The sequence below is a fragment of the Kitasatospora sp. NPDC051170 genome (genome assembly GCF_044455705.1).
Lineage (GTDB): Bacteria > Actinomycetota > Actinomycetes > Streptomycetales > Streptomycetaceae > Kitasatospora.
This window is the reverse complement of sequence record NZ_JBITFA010000021.1, coordinates 56,025-80,166: the sequence shown is the minus strand read 5'-3', so window position 1 is coordinate 80,166 and position 24,142 is coordinate 56,025. Positions and strand designations below refer to the sequence as shown.

The following is a 24,142-nucleotide window of genomic DNA, read 5'->3' as shown; positions in this document are numbered from 1 at the left end:
GGGCGTCGTTGGGGTGCGTGCATCGGCGGTGCCGAGGAGGGAGCCACTGCGGAGCATTGGCGACTGACGAGAAGCCGGCGAGGTGCGTGCCCCGGCGGCGACCGCCCGGCGGGAATTGTCAGACACGCCCCAAGGACAGTGGCAGCGGGCGGGCATGCAGGACGTCGAGGCGGGAGACGGCGCGGGTGAGGACGACGTAGAGCCGGTGCAGGCCCCGCTCCTCGGCCTCGACGATCGCGGCGGGCTCGAGGACGATCACATGGTCGTACTCCAGGCCCTTGGCCAGTGCGGCGGGCAGCACCGTCACCCGGGCGCCCTCCTCCGGCTCGAGCGCGATCCCGGCGGCGCGCAGGGTCGCGGCCGTCGGCTCGGCGGCGGCGTCGGCGGTGATCACCGCGACGGACCCCTCCCGCTCCAGGGCGCGCCGCACCGCAGCCACCGGTGCGTCGCCCGAGCCGTCGATCGCCCGGATGCGCACCTCCCCGTCGCGCCGCAGCGAGACGGCCGGGGGCACGTCCACCGCGAGCGCCGCCAGCAGCCGGTTGGTCAGGTCCGTCACCGCCGCCGGGACGCGGAAACCGGTGCTGAGCGCCACCACGGAGGCGTCCGGCTTCCCGAGGTGGGCCAGTTGCTCGGGCCAGTTGCGGGCCGACCAGGGGGTGGTGGCCTGGGCGAGGTCGCCGAGGACGGTCAGCGAGCCGAAGCCGCTGCGGCGGGCGATCGCCCGGCACTGCATCGGTGAGAGGTCCTGCGCCTCGTCCACCACCACGTGCCCGAAACCGGGCGGCCGCTCGATCAGCCCGGCCACCTCGTCCAGCAGCATCAGGTCCCCGCGCGACCACCGGGCGCTCTTCCAGGAGCGCGGGGGCCTGGCCCACAGCAGCGCCGCCTGCTCCTGCCCGTCCAACAGGCCCCGCGCCGCCCGCGCCAGCACCGCCCCGTCGCCGAGCAGCTCGGCCACCACCTGGGCCGGGCGGACGGCGGGCCAGGCCGCGTCGAGGAACTCCCGCACCGGGCGGCTGCGGGCGATCCGGGCCTGCCACGCCCCGCTGGTCACGCCCGAGCGCCGCTCGGCCCGGTCGCGCAGGGCCGTCATCACCCGGGTGCGCAGGTTCTCCCGGCCGATGGCGTAGGGCGCGCCCTGGTCGCGGACCTCCTCGGTCAGGCGGTCCAGCAGGCCGCCAGGCAGTCGCCACTGGTAGGAGCCCTCCGGCACCACGACCGGCTCGGCGCCCTCCACCCGGACGCGGGCCAGCAGCGCGCGGCGCAGCACCTCGGCCATCCGGGCGTCCTGCTTGAGGGCGGCGGCCGCCTCGCCGTCCTCCGCGCGGACCTCGTGGCCCTCGTGGCCCTCGTGGCCCTCGACCAGTCCCTCGACCAGTTCCTCGACGGTGCACTGGGCGACGTTCGCCTCGCCGAGCGAGGGCAGGACCTCGGCGATGTGGTGCAGGAAGGTGCGGTTGGGGCCGATCACCAGCAGGCCCCCGCGGCGCAGGCGCTGGGGGTGGGTGTAGAGGAGGTAGGCGGCGCGGTGCAGGCCGACTGCCGTCTTGCCGCTGCCGGGGGCGCCCTGCACGCAGACGGACTCGGTGGGCTCGCCGCGCACCAGTTCGTCCTGCTCGGGCTGGATGGTGGCGACGATGTCGCGCATCGGGCCGGTGCGGGGGCGTTCGATCTCGGTGATCAGCAGGCCGCCGGGTGCCGCTCGGTGCGCGGGGCGGTCGAGGGGCTCGTCCTCCAGTCCGGTGAGCTCCTCCGGCATCCCGAGGGCGGCGGGCGCCCAGCCGAACCTGCGGCGGCGGGCGAGGCCGTACGGGTCCTTGGCGCTCGCCCGGTAGAAGGCGCGGGCGACCGGGGCGCGCCAGTCGACGACCAAGGGCGGGGCGGTCGGGTCCTCGGAGATGCGGCGCCGGCCCAGGTGGTACCGCTGGCCGCGGTGGTCGCCGGCCTCGGGGCCGTCGCCGAAGTCCAGCCGGCCGAAGAAGGCCGGGCTGTCCGGCAGCTCGGCCATCCGCCTGGCCCTGGTGCGCAGGTACCGGCCGAGGTCCTCGGCGCCGGCGCCGTCCCCGGAGACGTCCTCGCCCGCGATCACCTGGTACCCGGCGTCCTCGACCTGCGCCCGCAGCGCCTCCCGGCACCGGGCGACATGGGCCCGCTCCCGGGCCAGCTCGCCGTCGATGCCGTCGATGCCGTCGATGGCGCCGATGGCGCCGACGCCGCTGATGCTGCCGACGCGGTTCGCATGCTCGCTCATCGCTCCTACCTCCTCTCCCTCCAGCATAACTGAACCAGGTCAAGAGTTTTCATCGGTAAGAAATCTGCTCCGGTCACACGATCCGCGCCAACCGCTACCCTTTCTGCACATGACGACGCGTCACCACCGCTTCGAGACCCTGCACAACTTCCGCGACCTGGGCGGCTATCCGGCCGCCGACGGCCGGACGGTCCGCTGGGGCCGGCTCTACCGCTCCGACTCCCTCGGCAAGCTCGCCGCCTCCCCCGCCGACCTCGCCCGGCTGCGGGCCCTCGGCGTCGGCACGGTCATCGACCTGCGCTACCCCTGGGAGATCTCCGCCAAGGGCCGGGTGCCGGAGTTCGACGGGCTGGCCTACCACAACCTCTCCATCGAGCACCGCCCGTACGACCAGGCCGAGATCGACCCCGACCTCGACCCCTGGCGCTACCTCGCGGACCGCTTCGCCGAGGTCGCCGAGGACGGCGCCAAGGAGATCCGCCAGGCCCTGGACGTGATCGCCACCGCCGAGGGCCCCGTCGCCTTCCACTGCGCCTCGGGCAAGGACCGCACCGGCCTGATCGCCGCCCTGCTGCTCACCCTCCTCGGCGTCGGCGAGGACCACATCGCCGCCGACTTCGCCCTCACCGAACGCGCCACCCCCCGGCTGGTCGCCGACTGGCACGCCGCCCACCCCGGCCGCACCCTGCGCTGGCCCGCCTACGGCCGCGCCCCCGAGACCGTCATCCGCCTCACCCTCGCCGACCTCACCGCCCGCCACGGCTCCGTCGAGGCGTACCTCACCGGCCCCCTCGGCATCGACGAGTCCCAGGCCGCCACCCTGCGCGCCAACCTGCTCACCGCCGCATGAGCCACTGAGCCACTGAGCCACTGAGCCCCCGCGCACAGGAAGTCGGCGGGGCCGACTTCCTGTGCGCGGGGGCCCGGCCCCGGCTCAGCCCGCGAGCCGCGCCGTCTCCGCACCGAACGGCAGGTGCACGGTCCGGGAGGCCAGCAGCCAGGCGCCGTCGACCACCTCGAACACGTCCTCGTAGTGCCCCACCTGCGTCGGCGTTCGCGGCTCGACCATCCCGCCGGTGTACCCGTCCACCCGGTACGTCGACAGGTACGACACCGCCCGCGCCGCCACCGGGGACTCCACCGCCACCAGCAGGTTGGTCATCAGCCGCCGCGACAGCCGGTCCACCGGCCGCGCACCGAAGTACGCCCGCAGCGCCTCGCGCCCCTCCACCCGCCGCTCCCCGCCCGGCCAGCACCACACCCCACCGGGCGTGAACAGCTCCGCCACGGACCCGGGTTCGCCGAGGTCGAGCCGGTGGGCGAACTCGACGACGACCCGCTCGCAGGCCCGCTCCGCGAGCATCCGCTCGACCGGGCCGAGGGCACTCTCAGCACTCATGCCCCTTCCTACCAACCGCACTCGACGAACCGCCAACCCGTTTTCCCCACGAGCCGGAACCGGCTATCGGGCCGCCGCCTCCGCGGTCCAACTGGCCAACAGGGCCAGGCGTTCGGCGGTCGGCGTGCCCGGGGAGAAGGTGTAGGCGACGAGCAACTGGTCCGGGTCGCCCGGGAGGGCCAGGCTCTCGTAGCCGAACTCCAGCTCTCCGGCGAGGGCGTGGATCATGCGTTTCACGCCGTACGTCTTCTCCCTGACCTGGTGGTCGGCCCACAGGCGGCGGAAGTCCTCGCTCTTCACGGAGAGTTCGCCGACCAGGGCGGACAGCGCCGGGTCATCCGGGTGCCGGCCGGCGTCCAGGCGCAGGTAGGCGACCGTCTCGGCGGCGACGGCGGCCCAGTCCGGGTAGCAGGCGCGCGCGGTCGGGTCGAGGAACACCTGCCGGGCCTGGTTGCGTCCGTCGGGGGTCTTGGCGGAGAAGCCGGCGAGGGCGTCGGCGAGCGCGTTCCACGCCAGGACGTCCATCCGCCGGCCCAGCACGAACGCCGGGGTGCCGGTCATGGAGTCCAGCAGCAGCTGCAGCCCCGGGCGTACGGCCTGCCGGCCGTGGGACGCGCTGCGGCGGGCGGTGCGCGCCGGGCGGATCAGGTGCCGCAGATGGGCCTGCTCGGTGTCGTCGAGCCGCAGCACCCGGCCGATCGCCTCCAGGACCGCGTCCGACACGTTCTGCCCACGGCCCTGCTCCAGGCGGATGTAGTAGTCCACGCTGACCCCGGCGAGCTGCGCGACCTCCTCACGGCGCAGCCCCGGCACCCGGCGCCGCCCGTGGGAGGGCAGCCCGACGTCCTCGGGCCGGATGCGGGCGCGTCGCAACTGGAGGAAACCCCCGAGGTCGTTGTCCATGGCCCCGAGCCTAGATGGCCACCCCAAGGGCCGGGCACCCCCGAGCCTGGTACCGGCAGACCCAGGAAAAGCGCAGCCCTGGGTAGCCGCCCCGGCCGCCCGCACAGTGGAGCTCACCGGCCGGGACACGCACTGGCCGGCCATCCGTCCGCCAGTCCGTCACACGACCGGGAGCACCTTTCATGAGCTACGCCACCCTCGCCGACCGCGCCGCCGTCGTCACCGGAGCCGCCAGCGGCATGGGCGCGGCCACCGCCCGCCTGCTGGCCGCCAACGGGGCCCGGGTGGCGCTGCTGTCCCGCCGCGCCGACCGGCTGGACGCCCTCGCCGCCGAGATCGCCGCCGCGGGCGGCCGGGCGGTCGCCGTGCCCGTGGACGTCACCGACCAGGCGTCCGTGGACGCCGCGGTCAAGGCCGTCCACGCGGCCCACGGAGCCGCCGACCTGGTGGTCAACAACGCCGGGGTGATGCTGCCGAACCCCCTGGAGGACGGGCGGGTCGACGAGTGGACCCGGATGATCGACACGAACGTCACCGGCGCCCTGCGGATCATCCGCGCGTTCACCGCCGACCTCACCGCCGCGGCGGCGGCCGGCCGGCCCGCCGACCTGGTCAACATCTCCTCGATCGCCGCCCACGCCACGTTCCCCAACTACGCGGTCTACGGCGCCACCAAGGCCGCGCTCACCCATCTCTCGACCCTGCTGCGCACCGAGCTCGGCCCCCGTGACGTCCGTGTCACCAACATCGAACCCGGCCTGACCGAGACCGAGTTGGGTCAGCACGTGGACAACGCCGCCCTGTCGGAGCAGCTCCGGGGCATGTTCGAGGCCATCGGCGGGCTGTCCGCCGAGGAGATCGCGGACGTCGTCGGCTTCGTCGCCAGCCGCCCCGCGCACGTCAACCTGCGGCAGGTGGTCGTGCTGCCGACCCGGCAGGCCTGAGCCGGGCCGCCCACGGACCGGTCAGCGGCGGCGGGGGCGGCGCGTGGGGGCCTTCTTCGCCGCCGGGGCGGCGGCGGTGGCCTTGGCGGTGGAGGCGGCGGTGGCCGCGGTGGCCCAGTGGGCCGGGCGGGTGAGGGAGCCGGGCAGGAGGGTGGCGGTGTCGCCGCGGGCGGCGGTGAGCTGGGATTGGGTGAGGAACAGGGCCGTGCTCAGGTCGGCGCCGGCGAGGTTCGCGTCGCGCAGGTCCGCACCGGTGAGGTCGGCCAGGCGCAGGTCGGCGCCGCGCAGGTCGGCGGCGACGAGGAGGGCCCCGCGCAGACTCGCCCCGCGCAGGTCGGCGCCGCGCAGGCGGGCGCCGAAGAGGTCGGCGCCGCGGTGCTCGCGGCGGCGGGGCACCGAGGCGCGGGCCAGTTCACTGGCGCGCAGCAGGAGTTCGGCGATGCGGCCGCGCAGGGCCGGGACGTCGACGGCCCGGATCTCCTCGGGGGTGCCCCCGGCGAGGCGGTCGGTCTCCTCCAGGGCCGCGCGCAGTTCCCCGTGCAGGGGGCGGGCGGCGTCGAGGGTGAGGGCCTCGGTGAGGTGGCGGAGCAGCTCGTGGAGCTGGCGCACGATCGGGAAGACCTCGAACATGGGCGCCGCGCTCTCGGGCTCCTCGCGCCAGCTGCGTCCGCCGAAGGTGACCTGGGAGACGCGCTGCCCGGCGCCGAAGCACTCGTAGACGGTGCAGCCGGGGTAGCCCTCGCCGCGCAGGCGTTCGTGGATGCCGCAGCCGAAGTCGGCGTTCAGGTTGCGGCAGGGGCTGCCGGCCCGCTTGTCGGCCGCGAAGTCGGTGCCGGCGGCGAACGGCAGGGCGACGCAGCAGAGCCCGAAGCAGTTGCGGCAGTCGGAGTCGAGCGGGGTCGCCCCGCTCTCGGGCGCGGTCTCGGGCGCGGTCTCGGGCACGGTCCGGGGTCCTTCCACCTGCGAAGGCGCCGGCCCGGCGCCATGAACCCACAAATCCTACTGGGCAGGAGCACCTCCTTCCGGGTAAGGTCTGATCATCTTTAGCGACCATTACCTCACCGGGGGCGGCAGCATGCTGGAAGCGAACATCACCGAGCTGGTCCACGCCTGGATCTCGGGCTGGACGGTCTCGCGCGGGGCCTCCGACCCGGTGGCGCAGCCCTGGGGCTGGACGATCGACGTCGGCGCGCCGGACCGGGAGGTGGGCCGGCACGTGCTGCCGGAGCCCACCGAGGCCGAGGTCCGCAAGATCGCCGAGGAGACGACCGCCCCGACCACCTGGCTCAAGGTGTTCACCGAGGACGCCGTGGTCCGCCCCTGGCTGGACCCGCGCTGGAAGCTCGACCTGCCCGGCTTCCTGATGACCACCTCGCTCACCCCGGAACGCGCCCTCACCCCGGCCGGGTACACCGTGACCACCTGGGAACGCGGCGGAGTCCTGCGCGCGCTGGTGCGCACGACGGACGGCCACCAGGCCGCCCGGGGCCAGGTGGGCCTGGCCGGCCCGATCGCCGTCGCGGACCAGATCACGACCAACCCCGGGCACCGCCGCCGGGGCCTGGGCCGGCTGGTGATGCGCACCCTGCAGTCCGCCGCGTACGAGAGCGGCGCCCGCACGGGGGTGCTGGTCGGCACCCCGGAGGGCCAGGCGCTCTACCGCACGATGGGCTGGGCCACCCGCTCCCCGATGGCCAGCTTCGTCCTCACGGACGAGGGCTGAAACCCTCCCGCACAAGCCCACGCGAGCCCACACGAGCCCGCACAAGCCCGCGCGGAGGCGCACGACACGGGCACTACGGATGTCGTGCCACTACTGCGGTAGTGGCACGACATCCGTAGTACGACCGCCGGGCCTACGCGTACGGCAGCAGCTCCGCCCGCTTCGGCGGGCGGCCGTCGCCGGAGGAGCGGCCGGTGAGGCGGCGGCCGATCCACGGGCCGAGGTGGGTGCGCAGCCAGCGGGCGTCGGAGCGGAGCTTCTCGGTGCGGCCGGCGGGGGCGGCGGCCGGGAGCGGGGCGCGCCAGTCGAAGGCGGCGGGGCGGCCGAGGGCCTCCAGGACGCCGGCGGCGACGCGGCGGTGGCCTTCGGGCGAGAGGTGCAGGCGGTCCTCGTCCCAGAGGCGGCGGTCGTCGAAGCAGGGCGCGGAGAAGAGGTCGACGACGGCGATGCCGTCCTGCTGTCCGATCTCCTGCACGAAGGCCTTCATCCGCAGGATGGCGGGCAGCAGCCGGGCGCTGCCCGCGAGGCGGCGGGTGGGGTCGGTACTGGTGAACAGCACGACCGTGGCGCCGGTGGCACGCAGTTCGGTGGCGCAGTGGCCGAGGAGGCGTTCGACGCGGTCGAGGTCGCAGCCCGGGCGCAGCACGTCGTTGAGGCCGCCGGCGAGGGTGACGAGTTCGGCGCCCATGGCGGCGGCGGGGGCGAGCTGTTCGTCGTGGATCTGACCGATGAGCTTGCCGCGGACGGCGAGGTTGGCGTAGCGGAAGCCGGGGGTCTCGGCGGCGAGTTCGGTGGCGACGCGGTCGGCCCAGCCGCGGTACTGCCCGTCGTCGAGCAGGTCGTCGCACATGCCTTCGGTGAAGGAGTCGCCGACCGCGACGTAACTGGTGTAGCTGCGGTGCGTGGTGGGCACGGGCCGGCTCCGTTTCTTCCCGGAAGTACCGACGGGTATCGACGGTCCGACGATCGTACGGGGGCGCACGTGCCGGGGCGCGCGCGGGGCGGCGCACGCTCATTCGGCGTCGAGTGTCCGTTTATCGGCTCGCGCCATCCTGGACACACGGGGCGGCGGCCGGCGACGGGGGCCTTGCCGCCGCCCCTCTCAACCTCCCAGCCCAGCCCAGCCCAGCCGCCTGCCCGCCCCGGGTGATCGCCCCGGGTGATCGCACCCCGCGGCGCGCTCACCCGGCATTCACACCGCGACGGCCGCGCCCGGAGCCGTGACCCAGTGCTCGCGCACCGCGTCGGTGGGCCGCTGCTCACCCAGGGCGGGCAGGCCCCACTGCCCCAGCGCCTCGATCACGGGCCGCAGTTCGCGCCCTCGCCCGGTCAGCTCGTACACCGTGCCGCTGGCCGGGCGCTCCAGCTTGCGCCGGGTCGCGAGGCCGTCGCCCTCGAGCTGCTTGAGCCGGGTGGCGAGGATGTCGGTGGAGACGCCGGGCAGGTCGGCGTGCAGGTCGGTGTAGCGGCGCGGGCCGTCGAGGAGTTCACGGACGATCAGGAGGCTCCAGCGCTCCCCCACCGCGTCCAGGGCGCGGGCGACGGCGCAGTACTGGTCGTAGCTTCGGCGTGACATGAGGATCAGCATAGCCAAGAGGTTGGACTTTCCAAGTACTCACTTGGTAGAACAAAGCATCAGCAGCGAATCTGGCGGTTGACGACGGTCGGGAGGCCGCAGATGGAGTTTCGGCAGTCGAGCAAGCTGAACGACGTGTGTTACGAGATCCGGGGCCCGGTGGTCGACCAGGCCAACGCCCTGGAGGAAGCCGGGCACAGCGTGCTGCGCCTCAACACCGGCAACCCGGCGCCGTTCGGCTTCGACGCGCCGGAGGAGATCATCCAGGACATCATCCGCAACCTCCCGCGCGCCCACGGCTACAGCGACTCGCGCGGCATCCTGCCCGCCCGGCGCGCGGTCGTGCAGTACTACCAGCAGCGCGGTGTCCAGGGCGTCACCGTCAACGACGTCTACCTCGGCAACGGCGCCTCCGAGCTCATCCAGATGGCCGTCACCGCGCTGGTGGACGACGGCGACGAGGTGCTCGTGCCGATGCCCGACTACCCGCTGTGGACGGCGGCGGTGCGGCTGGCCGGCGGCAAGGCCGTGCACTACCTGTGCGACGAGGAGGCCGAGTGGTACCCGGCCCTCGACGACATCGCCGCCAAGATCACCGCCCGCACCAAGGCCATCGTCGTCATCAACCCCAACAACCCCACGGGCGCGGTCTACCCGAAGGAGCTGCTGGAGGGCATCCTCGACCTGGCCCGCCGTCACCACCTGATGGTCCTGGCCGACGAGATCTACGACAAGATCCTCTACGACGACGCCGAGCACCACTGCCTGGCCGCGCTCGCCGACGACGTGCTCACCCTCACCTTCAACGGACTCTCCAAGTCCTACCGGGTGGCGGGCTTCCGCAGCGGCTGGCTGGTCGTCTCCGGTCCCAAGCAGCACGCCTCCGACTACCTGGAGGGCCTCACCATGCTCTCCGGCATGCGGCTGTGCCCCAACGTGCCCGCCCAGTACGCCGTGCAGGCGGCGCTCGGCGGCCACCAGTCCATCAACGACCTGGTCCTGCCCGGCGGCCGGCTCACCGAGCAGCGCGACATCGCGGTGAAGGCGCTCAACGAGATCCCGGGCGTCAGCTGCGTCAAGCCCAAGGGCGCGCTGTACGCCTTCGCCAGGCTCGACCCGGCCGTGCACAGGATCGTGGACGACGAGCGGTTCGTCCTGGACCTGCTGCTGCGCGAGAAGATCCACGTCGTCCAGGGCACCGGCTTCAACTGGCCGCGCCCGGACCACTTCCGCTTCGTCACCCTGCCGCGCGCCGACGACCTGGAGACGGCGATCAACCGGATCGGGCGCTTCCTGGCGACGTACCGGCAGGTCTGAGCGCCTGGACAGGGCCTACGCTCGGCCGCATGACCGTCCTGCGCTCCGCCGCCCTGTTCGTCCTCGCCGCGCTCGCCGAGATCGGCGGCTGCTGGCTGGTCTGGCAGAGCGTGCGCGAGCAACGGCCGTGGTGGCTGGCCGGGTTGGGCGTGGTGGCGCTCGGCGCGTACGGCTTCGTCGCGGCGCTGCAGCCGAACGCGGACTTCGGCCGGGTGCTGGCCGCGTACGGCGGGGTGTTCGTGGCCGGGTCACTGCTGTGGGGCGTGGCCGTGGACGGCTTCCGGCCCAGCCGCTACGACGTGGTGGGCGCGCTGGTCTGCCTGGCCGGGGTCGCCGTGATCATGTACGGGCCCCGACGCTGAGGGGGGATCTCCTCGGCGCCGGGGCCCGTCGGACGTGCTCGGGCAGGGGACTTACCAGCCCCAGCCGCCGCCCTCGCCGTCGTCGTCGCGGCCGGAGTCCCAGCCCTCGCCGACCTTGCGCTGGATCGAGTAGTTGTCGATCTGCTTGCCGTCCTCGGTCAGCGCGGTGACCTTCATGACGGACTTCTGGCCCAGGTGCGCCGGGGTGACGTCGACCTTGATGAACGAGTAGCCGGTGTAGCGCACCCGCGACCACTGGATGGTCTCGGGGGTCTTCACGCGGCCCTTGCTCCAGAAGTAGGTCTTGACCTCGTCCTGGTGGTTCTCGTGGCCCTCGTAGGTGTCGGGCACGTCGAACTTGTACAGGCTGCGGCCGGCGGCGCCCGCGGTCACGTAGACCACGCCGTCCTTCTCGGGCTCGATGGTGGCGCCGCTGGGCACCTGCTTCGAGACCTTGTTGCCGAGGATGGCGTCGGTGCGCTCGTAGATGTGGTTGTGGCCGTTGATGACCAGGTCCACGCGGTACTTCTCGAACAGCGGCACCCACGCCTCGCGGACGCCGCCCTCGGAGGCGTGCGCCACCGTGGTGGAGAAGGCGCAGTGGTGGAAGAAGACCACGATGAAGTCGATGGTCTCGTCGCTGCGCAGGTCCTTGAGGGTGCGGTCCAGCCACTTGGTCTGCTTGCCCGCCGAGACGCCCAGGTTGGCCGGGATCTCGTAGGAGACGTCGTTGGCGTCGAGGGAGATGACGCCGACGTTCTTGTAGCGGAAGGTGTAGACGCCGGGGACGGCGCGCGGGTCCGGGCCGTTGTCCGGCAGGTAGAAGCGGGTGTTCTCGCCGCCGTAGCCGTTGGGCGAGTACCAGGCCTCGATGTCGTGGTTGCCGTAGGCGACCATCCACGGGATCTCGGCGGCGACCGTCTCGGTCTGGACCAGGAAGTCGTCCCAGGTCTTCGCGTTGAAGACGGACTTGTCCGGGTCGGTGCCGGAACCGGCCGGGTCGGCGTAGCAGATGTCGCCGGCGTGCAGGTGGAAGGCCGGCTTCTGGGCCTTGATGATGTGGTCGTTGCCGGCCGCGTGGGCGCTGACGCCCTGGTCGCCGAAGGCGGTGAAGGTGAACGGCTCGTACACCTTGCCCCAGCGGTGGTCGCGCGCGGGCGCGGTGCGGAAGGTGTGCAGCGTGGAGATCTGCTGCTGCGAGGCCGGGTCGAAGCCCTGGTGGCCGACGCCGTAGTAGTACGTGGTGTCGGGGTGGAGGTCCTCGAGCGCGACGTGCAGGTAGTACTGGTCCACCGGCTGGCCGGTGGGGGTCAGCGCCGGGGTGTGCAGGGCGCGGACCTCGGCCTCGACCTTGTGGCTGAGGTCCCACGGGTGCTTGCCGAAGCGCAGGAACGGCTTCTTGACCGGCGCCGGCACCTGCCAGGAGATGCGGAACTGGGTGTCCGGCTCGGGGCCGAACTGGAGGTGACGGCCCACCGGCGCGACCAGGGCGCCGTCGATGCCGGCCGTCGTACCGTCCGTCAGCAGCTGCGGGCTGGCGGGGGCGGCGAAGGCGTTGCCGGTGCCGAGCGCGCCGCCGATGGCGACGGCGCCCACGGTCACGGCGCCGGCGCGCAGCATCCGGCGGCGGGAGAAGCGGGCACGGAGGTACTCGTGCTGCTCGGCCATGCTCATGCGGTCGGCGAGCTTCGCCGGCACGCCCATGTTAGGGATATCCATGCGCGGGACTCTCTCAGTGGAGCGTTGACCGCACGCGGACGCGCGGTGAACGGGTTGCAGCGTACTGCCCCTTCGAACACCAACGTTCGACCATGAATAGGTAAAGAGCATGTACATACCGGCTCGATCGCACATCATGGCCCCCACCCGTGAGGCGAATTGATTCCGCGCCAGGAGGGGCCGAGAACCCCCCTTGCCGATCAGGCGCCGGCTTCGTCCCACTGGGTCGCGGCCCGGCTGCCGGTGCCGTCGCAGGTGCGGCAGATCTCGTCCCGGTACGCCTGCTTGGCGCCCCCCGCGTCCACCCGGTAGCGGACGTACACGCCGGTGCCGTCGCAGAGGAAGCAGTTGCCGCCCCCGCCGCCCATCTCGGTGGTACCGGTGCCCTGACACGTCCGGCAGCTGAGGCCGGCGGTCCGCCCGGTGCCCGCGCAGATGCGGCAGACCAGCGTCATCCTCGTCCTCCTGCCCCCGGAACCGCCCGATGCCTCCGGTCATGGTAGTGGTGCCGCCCGCAGGGGCGCCCGGGGGAAGCCGATCTGACGGACCGTCGCGGTAGGGTGCCCCCGGTCACTCCCGCCTCACCCCCGCGCCGCGCCCGCCTCACTCCGGCAGGGCCTCGCGGACCCGGCGCGAGACCGAGATCAGCTGGAGGTCCAGCAGCCCCGGCGGATCGGCCAGCCCCGGGCCGCCCGCGTGCACCCAGGCGGCTATCTCGTCGATCATGTCCTCCGCGATCACGAAGCCGAGCCAGACCGGACGGCCGCCGGCCGCGCGGCCCTCGCTGGAGGGGCCGACCACCACCACGTTGGACTGGGTGCAGACGTCCAGGCAGCCCACCGCCCGGACCCGGCCCGCCGAACCGACCGCCGTGCGCAGCCGCTCGTACTGGCCCTGGTGGTCCACGCCCGGGTGCTTCGCCTCGGTGCCGCAGCAGCAGCCCCGGCAGACGGTGACCGTCACCGGGGAGCCGGCACCGGCCCGGCGCTCGCGGCCGGCGCGGTCGTTACGGCTGTCGCGGCTGTCACGGCTGTCACGGTCCCGACGGCTCATCGGCTGGGCTCCCCTCCTGCTCCTGGTCGGTGCGTGTTCGGCACCCCGGCACTGTACCCGCCGGTCCGCGGCCCTTCCTCGGCGCTCCCCCACCCGAACGCTTAGGCTGCCGAAGATCGAACCGGGGGAGGTCGGTGGCAGTGCCGGTGACAGGGTCGGTGACAGGACCGGGGAACGGGTCGGGGAACGGACCGGGGAACGGGCCGGGGAACGGGCCGGGGAACGGGCCGGGGAACGGCACACGCGGACGGCGCGCGGCGGTGGTGCTCGCCGTGCTGGGCCTGGCCGGCACCGCGCTCGGGCTCGGCGTGATCCTCACCGGGGGCTACTCCGTCCACCGGATGACCGGCGAGGCCATGGCGCCCGGGCTGCACTCGGGCGACCGGATGCTCACCGACCGCGTCCGCCCCGAGGAGGTCCTGCGCGGGGAGGTCCACCTGGTCGACTCCCCCTGGAACCTCCACGGCCGGATCGCCTCCCGCGTCGTGGCCCTCGGCGGGGACCGCCTCGTCTGCGCCGGCGGACGCCTCTCCCTGGACGGGCGGGAGGCCGGCGCCTGCGGGGAGGCCTTCGAGGTCACCGTCCCCCTCGGGCGGGCCTTCCTGCTCGGCGACAGCCGCGCCGCCGCGATCGACTCCCGGACGTACCTCGGGGACGGGTGGCAGGGCACCGTCGAACTCGACCGGCTGCGCGAGCGGGTGGTCTACCACACCGGCCCGCAGCCGCCCGATCTGCCGGGCAAGCCGGCCGGCGCGCTCGTGCTGACGGGCCTGGGGCTGCTCCTGCTGATCGCCGCCGTCGTCACCGCCGCCACCGCCGCCAGGGCGCAGCGGCGCGCGGCGCCGGCGAACGAACCCCGGGTCGGGGAGGTCCTCCATGACCTCTGAGGCCGAGGCCGGGCCGCTGTGCCTCTACGAGGGCGGCGACATCGAGGAGTTCCGCGAGGTGGTCGGCGCACGCCTGTCCCCGCACCGGCTGACGGTCCTCGGCGGGCGGGACGGCCCGCGCGGCGCCAGCCGCCTGCGCGCCTTCCACGAGGGGCGGGTGGCGCTGTACGACCTCAGCTACGGCGCGCCCGTGCGCCTGCACACCGAGGAGCTGCCGGACTTCTACAACGTCATCCTCCCGTACTCCGGCCACGGCACCGTGGTCTTCAACGGCACCGCGCTGCCCTCGGCGCTGAGCGTCGCCGGGCCGGGGGACGTGGTGCTGATGGAGTGGGACCACCCGGCGCTCAACGGTGCGTTCGCGATAGCCCGCACGACGATCGAGGAGGCGCTGGCCGCGCGGACGGGCGACGTGCCCCGGGAGCCGCTGCGCTTTCGCCCGGTGCTGGAGCGGGCCGATCCCGCCGTCCGCTCCTGGCTCGAACTGGTCGGCCACTTCCGGGAGTTCGCGCTCTCCCCACTCGGCCGCCGCTCCCCGCTCGCGGTGCGGCACTTCGAACAGGCGCTGATCGAGGGGCTGCTGGACGTGCAGCCCCACTCGTGGAGCCGCGCGGTGGACGACCGCGGGCCGGCCATCCTGCCGAGCGCGCTGCGCCGGGCGACGGACTTCTGCGCGGAGCACGCCGACGAGGCCGTCTCCGTCGCCGACATCGCCCAGGCGGCGCGGGTAGGCGTGCGCACCCTGCGGGAGGGCTTCCGCCGCCACCTGGACACCACGCCGCTGGCCTACCTGCGGCGCGTACGGCTCGACCGGGCCCACCAGGACCTGCTCGCCGTCGCACAGGGCCGGGCGAGCGGCACCGTCACCGAGATCGCCTGCCGCTGGGGCTTCACCCACCTGGGCCGCTTCAGCACGGAGTACCGCCGGGCCTACGGCCGTACGCCCTCCGGGACGCTGCGCCGCGGCGAACAGGCCGTACCGGAGGAACAGGCCGTACCGGAGGAGCCGGCCGTACCGGACGAGCCGGACGAGCCGCGCCGACCGACTATCCGAAAAGTCAGGGACGGCGCGGACGGGAGTGGATAGTCCCCGGGGCTCCCGCCCGGGCACGCTTGATCCCTGCAACGGCCGGCGCGTCCCGCACGGGGGACGAGACGCGTCGGCCGCTGCCCCGTTCCGGCGCCCGAAGGAGCAGTGCCCGGGCGCCGGAACCCTCCACCCCCGTTCTCAAGCCGTGCCGCGGGCCGCTGCCCGGCCCGCGGCGCGGCCCGAGAACAGGCAGCCGCCGAGGAACGTGCCCTCCAGCGAGCGGTACCCGTGCACGCCTCCGCCGCCGAAGCCCGCCGCCTCGCCCGCGGCGTAGAGCCCGGGCAGGACCTCGCCGTCGGGGCGCAGCACGCGCGAGGACAGGTCCGTCTCCAGTCCTCCGAGGGACTTGCGGGTGAGGATGTTCAGCCGCACGGCGATCAGCGGGGCCGCGTCCGGGTCGAGGATGCGGTGCGGGGAGGCGGTGCGGATCAACTTGTCGCCGAGGTAGCGGCGGGCGCCGTGGATCGCGGTGACCTGGAGATCCTTGGCGAAGGGGTTGGCGACCTGCCGGTCGCGGTCCTCGACGGTGCGGCGCAGCTCGTACGGGTCGATGAGCGGCGTGGTGGTCCTGGCGTTCATGCCGCGGGCGAGGTCGGGGAGGTTGCCCGCGACGACGAAGTCGGCCCCGTGCCGCAGGAACGCCTGCACCGGGCCGGGGGCGCCGGGCAGGGCGCGGCCGAGGACGCCGCGCACGGACCTGCCGGTCAGGTCGGGGTTCTGTTCGGAGCCGGAGAGGGTGAACTCCTTCTCGATGATGCGCTGGTTGAGCACGAACCAGGTGTGCTCGTGGCCGCTCGCCATGATGTGTTCGAGGGTGCCGAGGGTGTCGAAGCCGGGGAAGAGGGGGACGGGCAGCCGGCGGCCGGTGGCGTCCAGCCAGAGCGAGGAGGGGCCGGGCAGGATGCGGATGCCGTGCCGGGCCCAGACCGGGTCCCAGTTCTCGATGCCCTCGGTGTAGTGCCACATCCGGTCGCCGTTGATCAGGCTGGCCCCGGCCTTGCCGGCGATCCCGAGCATCAGCCCGTCCACGTGCGCGGGCACGCCGGAGAGCAGGCGACCGGGCGGGGTGCCGAGGCGCTCCGGCCATGCCTCGCGGACGAGTTCGTGGTTGCCGCCGATGCCGCCGGAGGTGACGATCACGGCCTGGGCGCGCAGGTCGAAGTGCCCGGCGACGGCCCGTGAGCTGGCCCGGCCGCGCTCGGCGGAGCTGGGTTCCAGCACCTCGCCGGTGACGGTGTCGACGGCGCCGGCCGTGACGCCCAGCCCGGTGACCCGGTGGCGGAAGCGCAGGTCGACGAGCCCACGTTCGGCGGCGGCCCGCACCCGGCGGACGAAGGGCTCCAGCAGTCCCGGGCCGGTGCCCCAGGTGATGTGGAAGCGGGGCACCGAGTTGCCGGGCCCGTCCGCGAGGAGTCCGCCGCGCTCGGCCCAGCCGACCACGGGGAAGAACCGCACGCCCATCCCGCGCAGCCAGGAGCGCTTCTCGCCGGACGCGAAGTCGACGTACGCCTCGGCCCAGCGGCGCGGCCAGGCGTCCTCGGGGCGGTCGAAGCCGGCGGTGCCGAGCCAGTCCTGCCAGGCGAGGGCGTGGGAGTCGCGGATGCGCATCCGGCGCTGCTCGGGAGAGTCGACGAGGAAGAGGCCGCCGAAGGACCAGTGCGCCTGGCCGCCGAGGGAGGCGGCGGGCTCCTGGTCGAGCAGGATCACCTTCCGTCCGGCGTCGGCGAGTTCGGCGGTGGCGGCGAGGCCGGCGAGTCCCGCTCCGATGACGATGACGTCGGCGTCCAGGGCCATGCGCAGTCCTCCGTGGCGGCTCAGCGGCTCAGCGGCTCATCTGCGGCTCTTCAGCGGCTCAGATGTGCGCCCGATACTGCGGCCTGGGGCGAGCTCCGGTCAACCGCTCAGTAACAACTCGTCGCATGAATTCCGCTCCGACGCGTTTCGGAAATCACCGCGATACGCGGCGGAGCGGAATTCGAAATGCCATCGCCCGCCATCTGACGGAATTTCGGGAATTCGCGCCGAAAGCATGGACGCGCGCGTAACCTGGCGGTAACTTACCTGCGAGTAGCTGTGGCCACGGCTCCGCACGATCCCCACACCCCCGTTTCTCTCCCCCAGGAGGAACCGTGCTCAGCCCTGCCCGGAATTCCCGCGCGCCCCGGCGACCGCGCAATTCCACCGCCCTCGCGGCCGTCGCCCTCGGCGCGGCCCTCGCACTCACCTCCGCCTCCGCCCAGGCCGCCTCCGCCCAGGCCGCCCAGGCCGCCCCCGCCGCGCCGAAGCACTACGTGGCCCTCGGCGACTCCTACGCCGCCGGGGCGGGCGTGCCCGGCCAGTCGGCGGGCCTGTGCCTGCGCTCGGACCACAACTACGGCCACCTCGTCGCCGCCTCCCTCGGGGCGGGCGCGTACACCGACGTCACCTGCGCCGCCGCCAAGGTCAAGGCGATGACGCAGCCCCAGTACGACGCGTTCATCCGGGTCAACGACCCGCAGCTGGACGCGGTGACCGCCGACACCGACCTGATCACCCTCGGCATCGGCGGCAACGACCTGGGCGTCAGCGACCTCGGCGTGGGCGACGTCATCGCCACCTGCGTCGCCGGGGCCGTCGTCAACCCGCTCGGCACCCCCTGCCGGGACGTCTTCAACCACGGCCACTGGGACTGGAGCAGCATGTCCTGGCAGTACGGCCAGGACGACCTCGCCGACCGGATCGACGGCGCCCGGCCGCAGCTCGCCGACGCGCTTCGGCGCATCCACGCCAAGGCGCCCCGGGCCAAGGTGCTGCTGGTCGGCTACCCCTCGGTGCTCCCGGCGGACGGCGCCTCCTGCGTGCTGCGCCAGCCGATCGCCCCGCGCGACATCCCGTACCTGCACGACACGCTGCAGCGGCTCAACGCCATGCTCGCCTCCACGGCAGCGGCCAACGGCGCCGTCTACGTGGACACCCAGACGCCGACCGCCGGCCACGACGCCTGCTCGGACGACCGCTGGGTGGAGGGCGCGCTGCCCGGCTCGCCCGCCGTGCCGTTCCACCCCAACGCCACCGGCGAGAAGGCGATGGCCGGCGCGGTGCTCGCCGCCCTGCGGTAGCGGGAACCGGAACGGGAACGGGAACGGCGACCACAACGGGAGCAGGAACCAGAACGGGAACGCGAACCAGAACGTGACCCGGTCAGACATCTGACCGGGTCAACCCGCGCCCCGGGTCGACTCGTCAGGCTCCCCATGTCCTGCGGGCGGAGGGCTCCTCCCGTAGCGTCGAAAGGACCGACGCCCGGGACCCGGACCCGATGGGAGCGGCCATGCCGTCCTACCCCTTCCACACCACCCGCGAGGATCTGCGCATCCCGCTGCCCGACGGCACCCACCTGGCCGCCCGGGTCTGGCGGCCCGTCGGCGACCAGCCCGTCCCCGCCCTGCTGGAGTACTCCTCCGGCCGGCTCACCGACCGCACCGCCGCCGAGGACGCCCGCCGCCACCCCTGGTACGCCGGGCACGGCTACGCCGCCGTCCGCGTCGACACCCGCGGCCACGGCAACTCCGGGGGCCTGCCCGGCGAACCCGGCGACGAGACCCAGCTCGCCGACGGCGCCGCCGTGGTCGACTGGCTCGCCCGCCGCCCCTGGTGCACCGGCCGCCTCGGCCTGCTCGGCGTCGGCGCCGCCGGCACCACCGCCCTGCGCCTGGCCGCCCGCACCGCCGGCGCCGTCGCCGCCGTGGTCACCGCCTGCCCCGAGGGCGGCCACCGCCTCGGCGGCGCCGTCCTCGCCGACGACCTGCACACCCGCCTCACCGCCCTCGTCGCCGACGCCGCCCTGCCGCCCGACCCCCGGCACACGGGCGACGCCTGGCGCGCCGGCTGGCTGGCCCGCCTCGAATCCCTCGAACCGCCCGTCGACGAGTGGCTCGCCGAAGGCGACACCAGCGTGCCCGTGCCCGTCCCCACCTTCGCCGTCGCCGGCTGGGGGGACCCGTCCTGCTCCTTCGTCCTGCGCCTGCTCGCCGGCTCCCCCACCGCCCGCGCCGTCATCGGCACCTGGCCCCACGGCCTGCCCGAGGCCGCCCTGCCCGAGACCCTGCGCTGGTGGGACCACTGGCTGCGCGACCAGGACACCGGCGCCCTCAAGGAGCCCGCCCTGCGCAGCCGCCTGGGCACCCGCTGGACCGCCGAGGAGACCTGGCCCTCCCCCGACGTCCGCGAGATCCACTACGGCCTCGACGGCCCGCTGCGCACCGCCGGAACCGCCTCCGACGACCGCTACGTCCACGTCCGCTCCCCGCAGCACACGGGCCTCAACGCCGGCGCGTACGTCCCCCACGGCCGCCCCGCCGACCAGCCGCCGGACCAGCGCGAGGAGGACGGCCGCTCGGTCTGCTTCGACTCCCAGCCGCTGCCCGAGCCCGTCGAACTGCTCGGCACGCCGACCCTGCGGCTGCGCCTGCGGGTCGACGGCGGGGGGAGCCCCGCCCAGGTCACCGCCCGCCTCTGCGCCGTCGGCCCGGACGGCACCTCCCGGCTGCTCACCCGGGGCGTGCTCGTCGCCGCCGGCCCCGACGCCGAGGCCGAACTCGCCGCCTGCGCGGGCGCCGTCCCGGCCGGGCACCGGCTGCGGCTGGCGCTCTCCTCCGTCTACTGGCCCTGGCTGTGGCCGCCCGCCGACGGCGCCGGCTACGCCGTGGACCCCTCCCGCTCGGTGCTGAGCCTGCCCGTGCGCCACCTCGCCGCCGACGTCGGCGCCACGCCCGTCACGTTCGAGGAGCCGGCCCTGCCCGAGCCCCTGGCCGTCCACGTCACCGAGCCGCTCACCGCCCGGCCCGAACGCGTCACCGTCCACGACCTCGGCCGCCACGAGTGGCGCACCGACCTGTCCCCCGCCTCCGACGGCACCCGCACCCTGCCCGACGGGCTGGTGCGCGACGAGCACACCGTCACCGCCTACCGCGTCCTCACCGACGCCCCGCTCAGCGCCCAGGCCCGCACCGACCACACCGTCCGGCTGGAACGCCCCGAGCTCGGCTGGGACGTCACCATCCAGACCCGCACCCAACTGCGCTGCGACGCCGGGCACTTCCTCAGCGTCGTCCAGTTGCGGGCGCTGGAGGCCGGCTCGGTGGTGTTCACCCGCGAGTGGCGCCACCGCGTGCCCAGGTGACCTCAGTCCTCGGGCACCTCCACGATCAGCAGCGTCCCGGTGCTGCCCGCCCGCACCGCGTGCCAGGACCCGGCCGGCACCCGGCACAGCTCGCCCGCCCGCACCGTCGACTCCTCGCCGTCCAGCACCAGTTCGAGCCGCCCCTCGGCCACGAACAGCACCTCGGCCGTCCCGTGCACCTCCGGCGGCAGCTCCCGCCCGTCCATCCGCAGCAGCTTCACGGCCGCCGTCCCGACCTGCCCCAGCACCACCGACCGCCAGGCGTCCGGCAGTCGGGCCGCACGGGCGTTGACGTCGACGTTCTCGTTCTCCGAACCCATGCTCAGGGACGCTACCGGGGCCTCGGGGAGAGTTGGTCGACCGTTCGGTAAAACCTGTGATCGGCGAGCACCTCGCCGATCACGTACCGGGCGGTGTCCGCCATCACCGGGTTGGTCCTGCGGTAGTACAGCAGCTCGTTGAGCGCCACCGACAGCGCCCAGCCCCGGCCCCGGGCCCACGCCGCGTCGTCCGCGCCCACTGCCGTACGGAAGGCGGCGCGGGCCGAGGCGGGCAGGACGTACCAGGCGGGCAGCAGGTCCACCGCCGCGTCGCCCAGGCCCGCGCAGCCGAAGTCGATGACGCCGCGCAGCCGTCCCTCCGGGGACACCAGCAGGTTGCCCGGCTGGAGGTCCGCGTGGATCCACACCGGCGGGCCCTCGGCCTCGGGGGCGTTCAGGGCCTCCTCCCAGGCGTCCTCCGCCGCGCCGACGTCGATCACCCCGTACAGCTCGGCCAGCGTGGCCGCGATGCCCCCGGCGCGGTCCGCCAGCGTCTCGCTGCGGTACGACGGGGGCGCACCGGCCGGCTCCGCCCAGTGCAGCGCGGTGGTGAACTCCGCCAAGTCCCGTGCCAGCAGCTCGGGTTCGGCCGGTCGCCCGGGCTCGGGGGTCGCCCCCTCCAGCCAGACCAGGACGGACCACGGCAGCGGGTACCCGTCGCCCGGTACGCCCACGCCCAGCGGCTCGGGGACGGGGACGGTCAGGCGCGGCGCCAGGAACGGCAGCCAGCGCTGCTCCTTGGCGATGTCCCCCGCCGCCGAGGGGATCAGCGGCAGCCGCACCACCAGCTCCTCGCCGAGGCGGAACATCGCGTTGGTCGTCCCGTTCGAGGCCACCCGCTCGACGGGCAGGGCCGCCCACTCGGGGAACTGGTCGGCGACCAGCCTCCGCACCAGGGCCTCGTCGATGTCCACCTGGTCGGGGTGCATCCTGCGGTTCGTCGCCATGGGAGCCGACCATGCCCCGAACGCCCGGACCCGGCAAGCGGATTACGCCCGCGCCCTCACGCCCGCGCCATCACGCCCGCGCCCTCACACCCGCGCCATCACGCCCGCACCGTCATGTCCTGGCCGCCCACCACCCTGAGCAGCCGCAGCGCCGAGTGCGACGGGGTCCCGGGCGCGGCGGTGTAGAAGATCGTCCACTGGTCCCGGTGCGGGTCGTGCAACGCCTCGCAGTCGAGGTCGAGCGCGCCGACCACCGGGTGCAGGATGCGCTTGTGGGTCGAGCGGCGCACCCGCACGTCCTGGCGCGCCCACAGCTCGCGGAAGTCGGGGCTGACCGCGTGCAGCCGCTCGATCAGGCGCCGCACCCCGCTGTCGGCGGGGTAGCGGGCGGCGGTGGCCCGCAGGTCGGCGACGGCGTTGCAGGCGAACTGCGCCGCGTCGGGCTCCTCGTGGCGGGCGCGGGAGGCCGGGTCGGTGAAGTAGCGCCAGATCAGGTTGCGCTCGCCCGGCGCGAGGGCGGAGAAGTCGCCGAGCAGCGCGGCGGCCATGGCGTTCCAGGCGAGGACGTCGCGGGCGGCGCTGCACACCAGGGCCGGGGTGTCGTCCAGCCGGTCCAGCAGGTGCAGGATGCCCGGGCGCACGTCGCGCACCAGGCCGCTCGGCGGCAGCGGCGGCTCGCCGACCAGGTGGTGCAGGTGCGCCCGCTCGTCCTCGGACAGGCGCAGCGCCCGGCAGATCGCCCCGATCATCTGCCGGGACGGGCGCGGCCCCCGGCCCTGTTCCAGCCGGATGTAGTACTCCACGGACATGCCCGCGAGCTGGGCGACCTCCTGGCGGCGCAGGCCCGGGGTGCGGCGGCGCCCTCCGGCCGGCAGGCCGACGTCCGCGGGCTGGACGCGGGCCCGCCAGGCCCGCAGGAAGGCGGCGAGCTCCGCCCGGTCTACGTGTTCCACGCCCCCAAGTCTGGCCCGGGGCCCGCCCGTCCACCATGGGACCGCCGGTACCACCCTCGACGGTGCCCTCCCGCCGCCCGCCCGCCGCCGCCACCGTGGAGCCCATGACCGACAACCACCGCATCGTCCTGATCACCGGCGCCAACAAGGGCATCGGCCTGGCCACCGCCGGCGAACTCGCCCGCGCCGGGCACACCGTGCTGATCGGCGCCCGCGACCCCGAGCGGGGCCGGGAGGCCGCCGACGGGCTCGCCGCCCAGGGCCTGGGAGCCCGCTTCGTCCACCTGGACGTGACCGACCCGGCGACGGCCGCCGCCGCGGCCGAACTGATCGCCACCGAGTACGGCCGGCTCGACACCCTCGTCAACAACGCGGGCGTCGCCCGGGACTGGATGCGCCCCCCGCAGGAACTGCCCGTCGAGGCCGTCCGCGAGACGTACGAGACCAACGTGTTCGGCGTCGTCACCGTCACCAACGCGATGCTGCCGCTGCTGCGCCGCTCCCCGGCGGCGCTGATCGGCAACGTCTCCAGCGGGCTCGCCAGCTTCTCGTTCCTGTCCGACCCGGACTCCCCGGTGTGGGAGCACGCGACGCTGCTCGCCTACAACTCCTCCAAGGCCGCGCTCAACGCCCTCACCCTGGTCTACGCCCGGGCGCTGCGCGAGGAGGGCATCAAGGTCAGCGCGCTGGAACCGGGGTACTGCGCCACCGACCTGAACGGGCACTCCGGGCCCGCCAGCGCCGAGGAGGGCGGGCGCCGGATCGCCCGGCAGCTCGGCGAGGCCGAGGCCGGGGCGTCCGGGCTGTTCCTCCACTCCGAGGGCGGCACCTACGCCTGGTAGGCGGCGATCAGTTCGGGGAGCCGGCGCATGTCCTCGAAGACGACCGTGCCCGGCCCCTCGAGCCGCTCGGCCGCCGTGACGCCGCCCGCGTAGCCGAGCGAGCGCATCCCGGCGGCGCGGGCGGCCGTGACCCCGGCCGGGCTGTCCTCGACGACCAGGCAGGCGGCCGGGTCGACGCCCATCGAGCGGGCGGCGTGCAGGAAGATGTCGGGCGCGGGCTTTCCGCGCTCGACCTCGGTGGCGCTGAAGATCCGGCCCTCGAAGTGCCCGTACAGGCCCGTGCGGCCCAGGGTGTGGCGCATCTTCTCGTGGGTGCCGCTGGAGGCGACGCAGGTCGGCAGGGTGATCCGCGCCAGCGCCTCCGGCAGGCCGTCCACCGGCCGCAGCCCGGCGTCCACGGCCTCGGCGTGCAGTTCGACGAAGCGCTTGGTCCACACCTGCGCCGTCTCCTCCCCGAGCCGTTCGACGACCAGCGCGTGGTTGGCCGTCTGGGAGCGCCCGACGAACAGCTCGATCACCTCCGCCTCGGTGAGCGGCCAGCCGTACTCCCGCCCGAGCCGCACCAGGACGGGGACGGCGATGACCTCGCTGTCCACCAGGACGCCGTCGCAGTCGAATATCACCAGTTCTATCGGCGGTTCTATCGGCGGTTCCATCGGTAGTTCCATCGACTTGATCATCGGATCAGCATA

23 protein-coding genes and 1 pseudogene are annotated in these 24,142 nt (G+C 74.2%); 10 read left to right on the top strand and 14 right to left on the bottom strand.

Annotation, left to right across the window (positions count from 1 at the left end; translation table 11 throughout):
• Positions 1–118: 118 nt before the first annotated feature.
• Complete coding sequence (locus tag ACIBCA_RS33370) at positions 119–2,254, bottom strand: HelD family protein (RefSeq protein ID WP_396286826.1); 2,136 nt, start codon at positions 2,252–2,254, stop codon at positions 119–121.
• A gap of 109 nt (positions 2,255–2,363) precedes the next feature.
• On the opposite strand from ACIBCA_RS33370, the gene ACIBCA_RS33365 reads away from it, so the two are divergent.
• On the top strand, positions 2,364–3,104 hold the full coding sequence (locus tag ACIBCA_RS33365) for a tyrosine-protein phosphatase (RefSeq protein ID WP_396286825.1): 741 nt from the start codon (positions 2,364–2,366) through the stop codon (positions 3,102–3,104).
• Positions 3,105–3,188: 84 nt separating this feature from the next.
• On the opposite strand, the gene ACIBCA_RS33360 is transcribed toward ACIBCA_RS33365, so the two are convergent.
• Entirely contained in the window at positions 3,189–3,653 is a 465-nt protein-coding gene (locus ACIBCA_RS33360; RefSeq protein ID WP_396286824.1) for a nuclear transport factor 2 family protein, read from the bottom strand.
• Between the two features lie 63 nt (positions 3,654–3,716).
• Positions 3,717–4,556: a helix-turn-helix transcriptional regulator gene (locus ACIBCA_RS33355; RefSeq protein WP_396286823.1), complete on the bottom strand. Its 840-nt coding sequence runs from the start codon at positions 4,554–4,556 to the stop codon at positions 3,717–3,719.
• 182 nt (positions 4,557–4,738) lie between these two features.
• Between ACIBCA_RS33355 and ACIBCA_RS33350 the strand changes: the two genes are divergently transcribed.
• Positions 4,739–5,500, top strand: a complete 762-nt coding sequence (locus ACIBCA_RS33350) for an SDR family oxidoreductase (RefSeq protein WP_396286822.1) — start codon at positions 4,739–4,741, stop codon at positions 5,498–5,500.
• 21 nt (positions 5,501–5,521) lie between these two features.
• Here ACIBCA_RS33350 and ACIBCA_RS33345 read toward each other — a convergent pair whose 3' ends face one another.
• Entirely contained in the window at positions 5,522–6,442 is a 921-nt protein-coding gene (locus ACIBCA_RS33345) for a pentapeptide repeat-containing protein (protein WP_396286821.1), read from the bottom strand.
• A gap of 133 nt (positions 6,443–6,575) precedes the next feature.
• On the opposite strand from ACIBCA_RS33345, the gene ACIBCA_RS33340 reads away from it, so the two are divergent.
• The gene (locus ACIBCA_RS33340; protein WP_396286820.1) at positions 6,576–7,223 is read left to right on the top strand and encodes a GNAT family N-acetyltransferase; all 648 of its coding nucleotides are present in this window, start codon (positions 6,576–6,578) and stop codon (positions 7,221–7,223) included.
• A gap of 133 nt (positions 7,224–7,356) precedes the next feature.
• On the opposite strand, the gene ACIBCA_RS33335 is transcribed toward ACIBCA_RS33340, so the two are convergent.
• Complete coding sequence (locus ACIBCA_RS33335; RefSeq protein ID WP_396286819.1) at positions 7,357–8,136, bottom strand: SGNH/GDSL hydrolase family protein; 780 nt, start codon at positions 8,134–8,136, stop codon at positions 7,357–7,359.
• Between the two features lie 300 nt (positions 8,137–8,436).
• Positions 8,437–8,799, bottom strand: a pseudogene (locus ACIBCA_RS33330) (winged helix-turn-helix transcriptional regulator); the annotation flags it as partial.
• Positions 8,800–8,901: 102 nt separating this feature from the next.
• Here ACIBCA_RS33330 and ACIBCA_RS33325 point away from each other — a divergent pair.
• Positions 8,902–10,116: a pyridoxal phosphate-dependent aminotransferase gene (locus ACIBCA_RS33325; protein WP_396286818.1), complete on the top strand. Its 1,215-nt coding sequence runs from the start codon at positions 8,902–8,904 to the stop codon at positions 10,114–10,116.
• Positions 10,117–10,145: 29 nt separating this feature from the next.
• A complete protein-coding gene (locus ACIBCA_RS33320; protein ID WP_396286817.1) occupies positions 10,146–10,478 on the top strand; it encodes a YnfA family protein in 333 nt (110 codons plus the stop codon).
• A gap of 51 nt (positions 10,479–10,529) precedes the next feature.
• Here the strand turns inward: ACIBCA_RS33320 and ACIBCA_RS33315 are convergent, their stop codons facing one another.
• The 3 genes from ACIBCA_RS33315 to ACIBCA_RS33305 all read right to left on the bottom strand — a co-directional run bounded on the left by ACIBCA_RS33315 (position 10,530) and on the right by ACIBCA_RS33305 (position 13,250).
• Positions 10,530–12,197, bottom strand: coding sequence for a fibronectin type III domain-containing protein (locus ACIBCA_RS33315; protein ID WP_396286816.1), 1,668 nt, complete (start codon positions 12,195–12,197; stop codon positions 10,530–10,532).
• A gap of 200 nt (positions 12,198–12,397) precedes the next feature.
• Entirely contained in the window at positions 12,398–12,652 is a 255-nt protein-coding gene (locus ACIBCA_RS33310) for a hypothetical protein (RefSeq protein WP_396286814.1), read from the bottom strand.
• Between the two features lie 148 nt (positions 12,653–12,800).
• Positions 12,801–13,250, bottom strand: coding sequence for a (2Fe-2S) ferredoxin domain-containing protein (locus ACIBCA_RS33305; protein WP_396286813.1), 450 nt, complete (start codon positions 13,248–13,250; stop codon positions 12,801–12,803).
• A 260-nt stretch (positions 13,251–13,510) separates the two neighbouring features.
• Here ACIBCA_RS33305 and ACIBCA_RS33300 point away from each other — a divergent pair, with 260 nt between their 5' ends.
• Positions 13,511–14,137 (top strand): S26 family signal peptidase, encoded by a 627-nt coding sequence (locus ACIBCA_RS33300; protein WP_396286812.1) that lies wholly within the window; start codon positions 13,511–13,513, stop codon positions 14,135–14,137.
• Entirely contained in the window at positions 14,127–15,224 is a 1,098-nt protein-coding gene (locus ACIBCA_RS33295; RefSeq protein WP_396286811.1) for an AraC family transcriptional regulator, read from the top strand. Before ACIBCA_RS33300 ends, ACIBCA_RS33295 begins: the two co-directional genes overlap by 11 nt.
• 141 nt (positions 15,225–15,365) lie before the next feature.
• Here the strand turns inward: ACIBCA_RS33295 and ACIBCA_RS33290 are convergent, their stop codons facing one another.
• Positions 15,366–17,021 carry an FAD-binding dehydrogenase gene (locus ACIBCA_RS33290; protein WP_396286810.1) on the bottom strand — a complete coding sequence of 552 codons (1,656 nt, stop codon included), beginning with the start codon at positions 17,019–17,021 and terminating at the stop codon, positions 15,366–15,368.
• Positions 17,022–17,356: 335 nt separating this feature from the next.
• Between ACIBCA_RS33290 and ACIBCA_RS33285 the strand changes: the two genes are divergently transcribed.
• Positions 17,357–18,325 carry an SGNH/GDSL hydrolase family protein gene (locus ACIBCA_RS33285; protein WP_396286809.1) on the top strand — a complete coding sequence of 323 codons (969 nt, stop codon included), beginning with the start codon at positions 17,357–17,359 and terminating at the stop codon, positions 18,323–18,325.
• 212 nt (positions 18,326–18,537) lie between these two features.
• Positions 18,538–20,388, top strand: a complete 1,851-nt coding sequence (locus ACIBCA_RS33280) for a CocE/NonD family hydrolase (RefSeq protein ID WP_396286808.1) — start codon at positions 18,538–18,540, stop codon at positions 20,386–20,388.
• A gap of 2 nt (positions 20,389–20,390) precedes the next feature.
• On the opposite strand, the gene ACIBCA_RS33275 is transcribed toward ACIBCA_RS33280, so the two are convergent.
• The 3 genes from ACIBCA_RS33275 to ACIBCA_RS33265 form a co-directional block, all read right to left on the bottom strand.
• A complete protein-coding gene (locus tag ACIBCA_RS33275) occupies positions 20,391–20,708 on the bottom strand; it encodes a cupin domain-containing protein (protein WP_396286807.1) in 318 nt (105 codons plus the stop codon).
• 11 nt (positions 20,709–20,719) lie between these two features.
• Positions 20,720–21,655 (bottom strand): aminoglycoside phosphotransferase family protein, encoded by a 936-nt coding sequence (locus ACIBCA_RS33270; RefSeq protein ID WP_396286806.1) that lies wholly within the window; start codon positions 21,653–21,655, stop codon positions 20,720–20,722.
• Between the two features lie 98 nt (positions 21,656–21,753).
• Complete coding sequence (locus ACIBCA_RS33265) at positions 21,754–22,608, bottom strand: helix-turn-helix transcriptional regulator (RefSeq protein ID WP_396286805.1); 855 nt, start codon at positions 22,606–22,608, stop codon at positions 21,754–21,756.
• A gap of 104 nt (positions 22,609–22,712) precedes the next feature.
• Between ACIBCA_RS33265 and ACIBCA_RS33260 the strand changes: the two genes are divergently transcribed.
• Complete coding sequence (locus tag ACIBCA_RS33260; RefSeq protein WP_396286804.1) at positions 22,713–23,450, top strand: SDR family oxidoreductase; 738 nt, start codon at positions 22,713–22,715, stop codon at positions 23,448–23,450.
• Here the strand turns inward: ACIBCA_RS33260 and ACIBCA_RS33255 are convergent.
• Positions 23,438–24,130, bottom strand: a complete 693-nt coding sequence (locus ACIBCA_RS33255; protein WP_396286803.1) for an HAD family hydrolase — start codon at positions 24,128–24,130, stop codon at positions 23,438–23,440. The two genes, ACIBCA_RS33260 and ACIBCA_RS33255, sit on opposite strands and share 13 nt — an antisense overlap.
• Between the last annotated feature and the right edge of the window lie 12 nt (positions 24,131–24,142).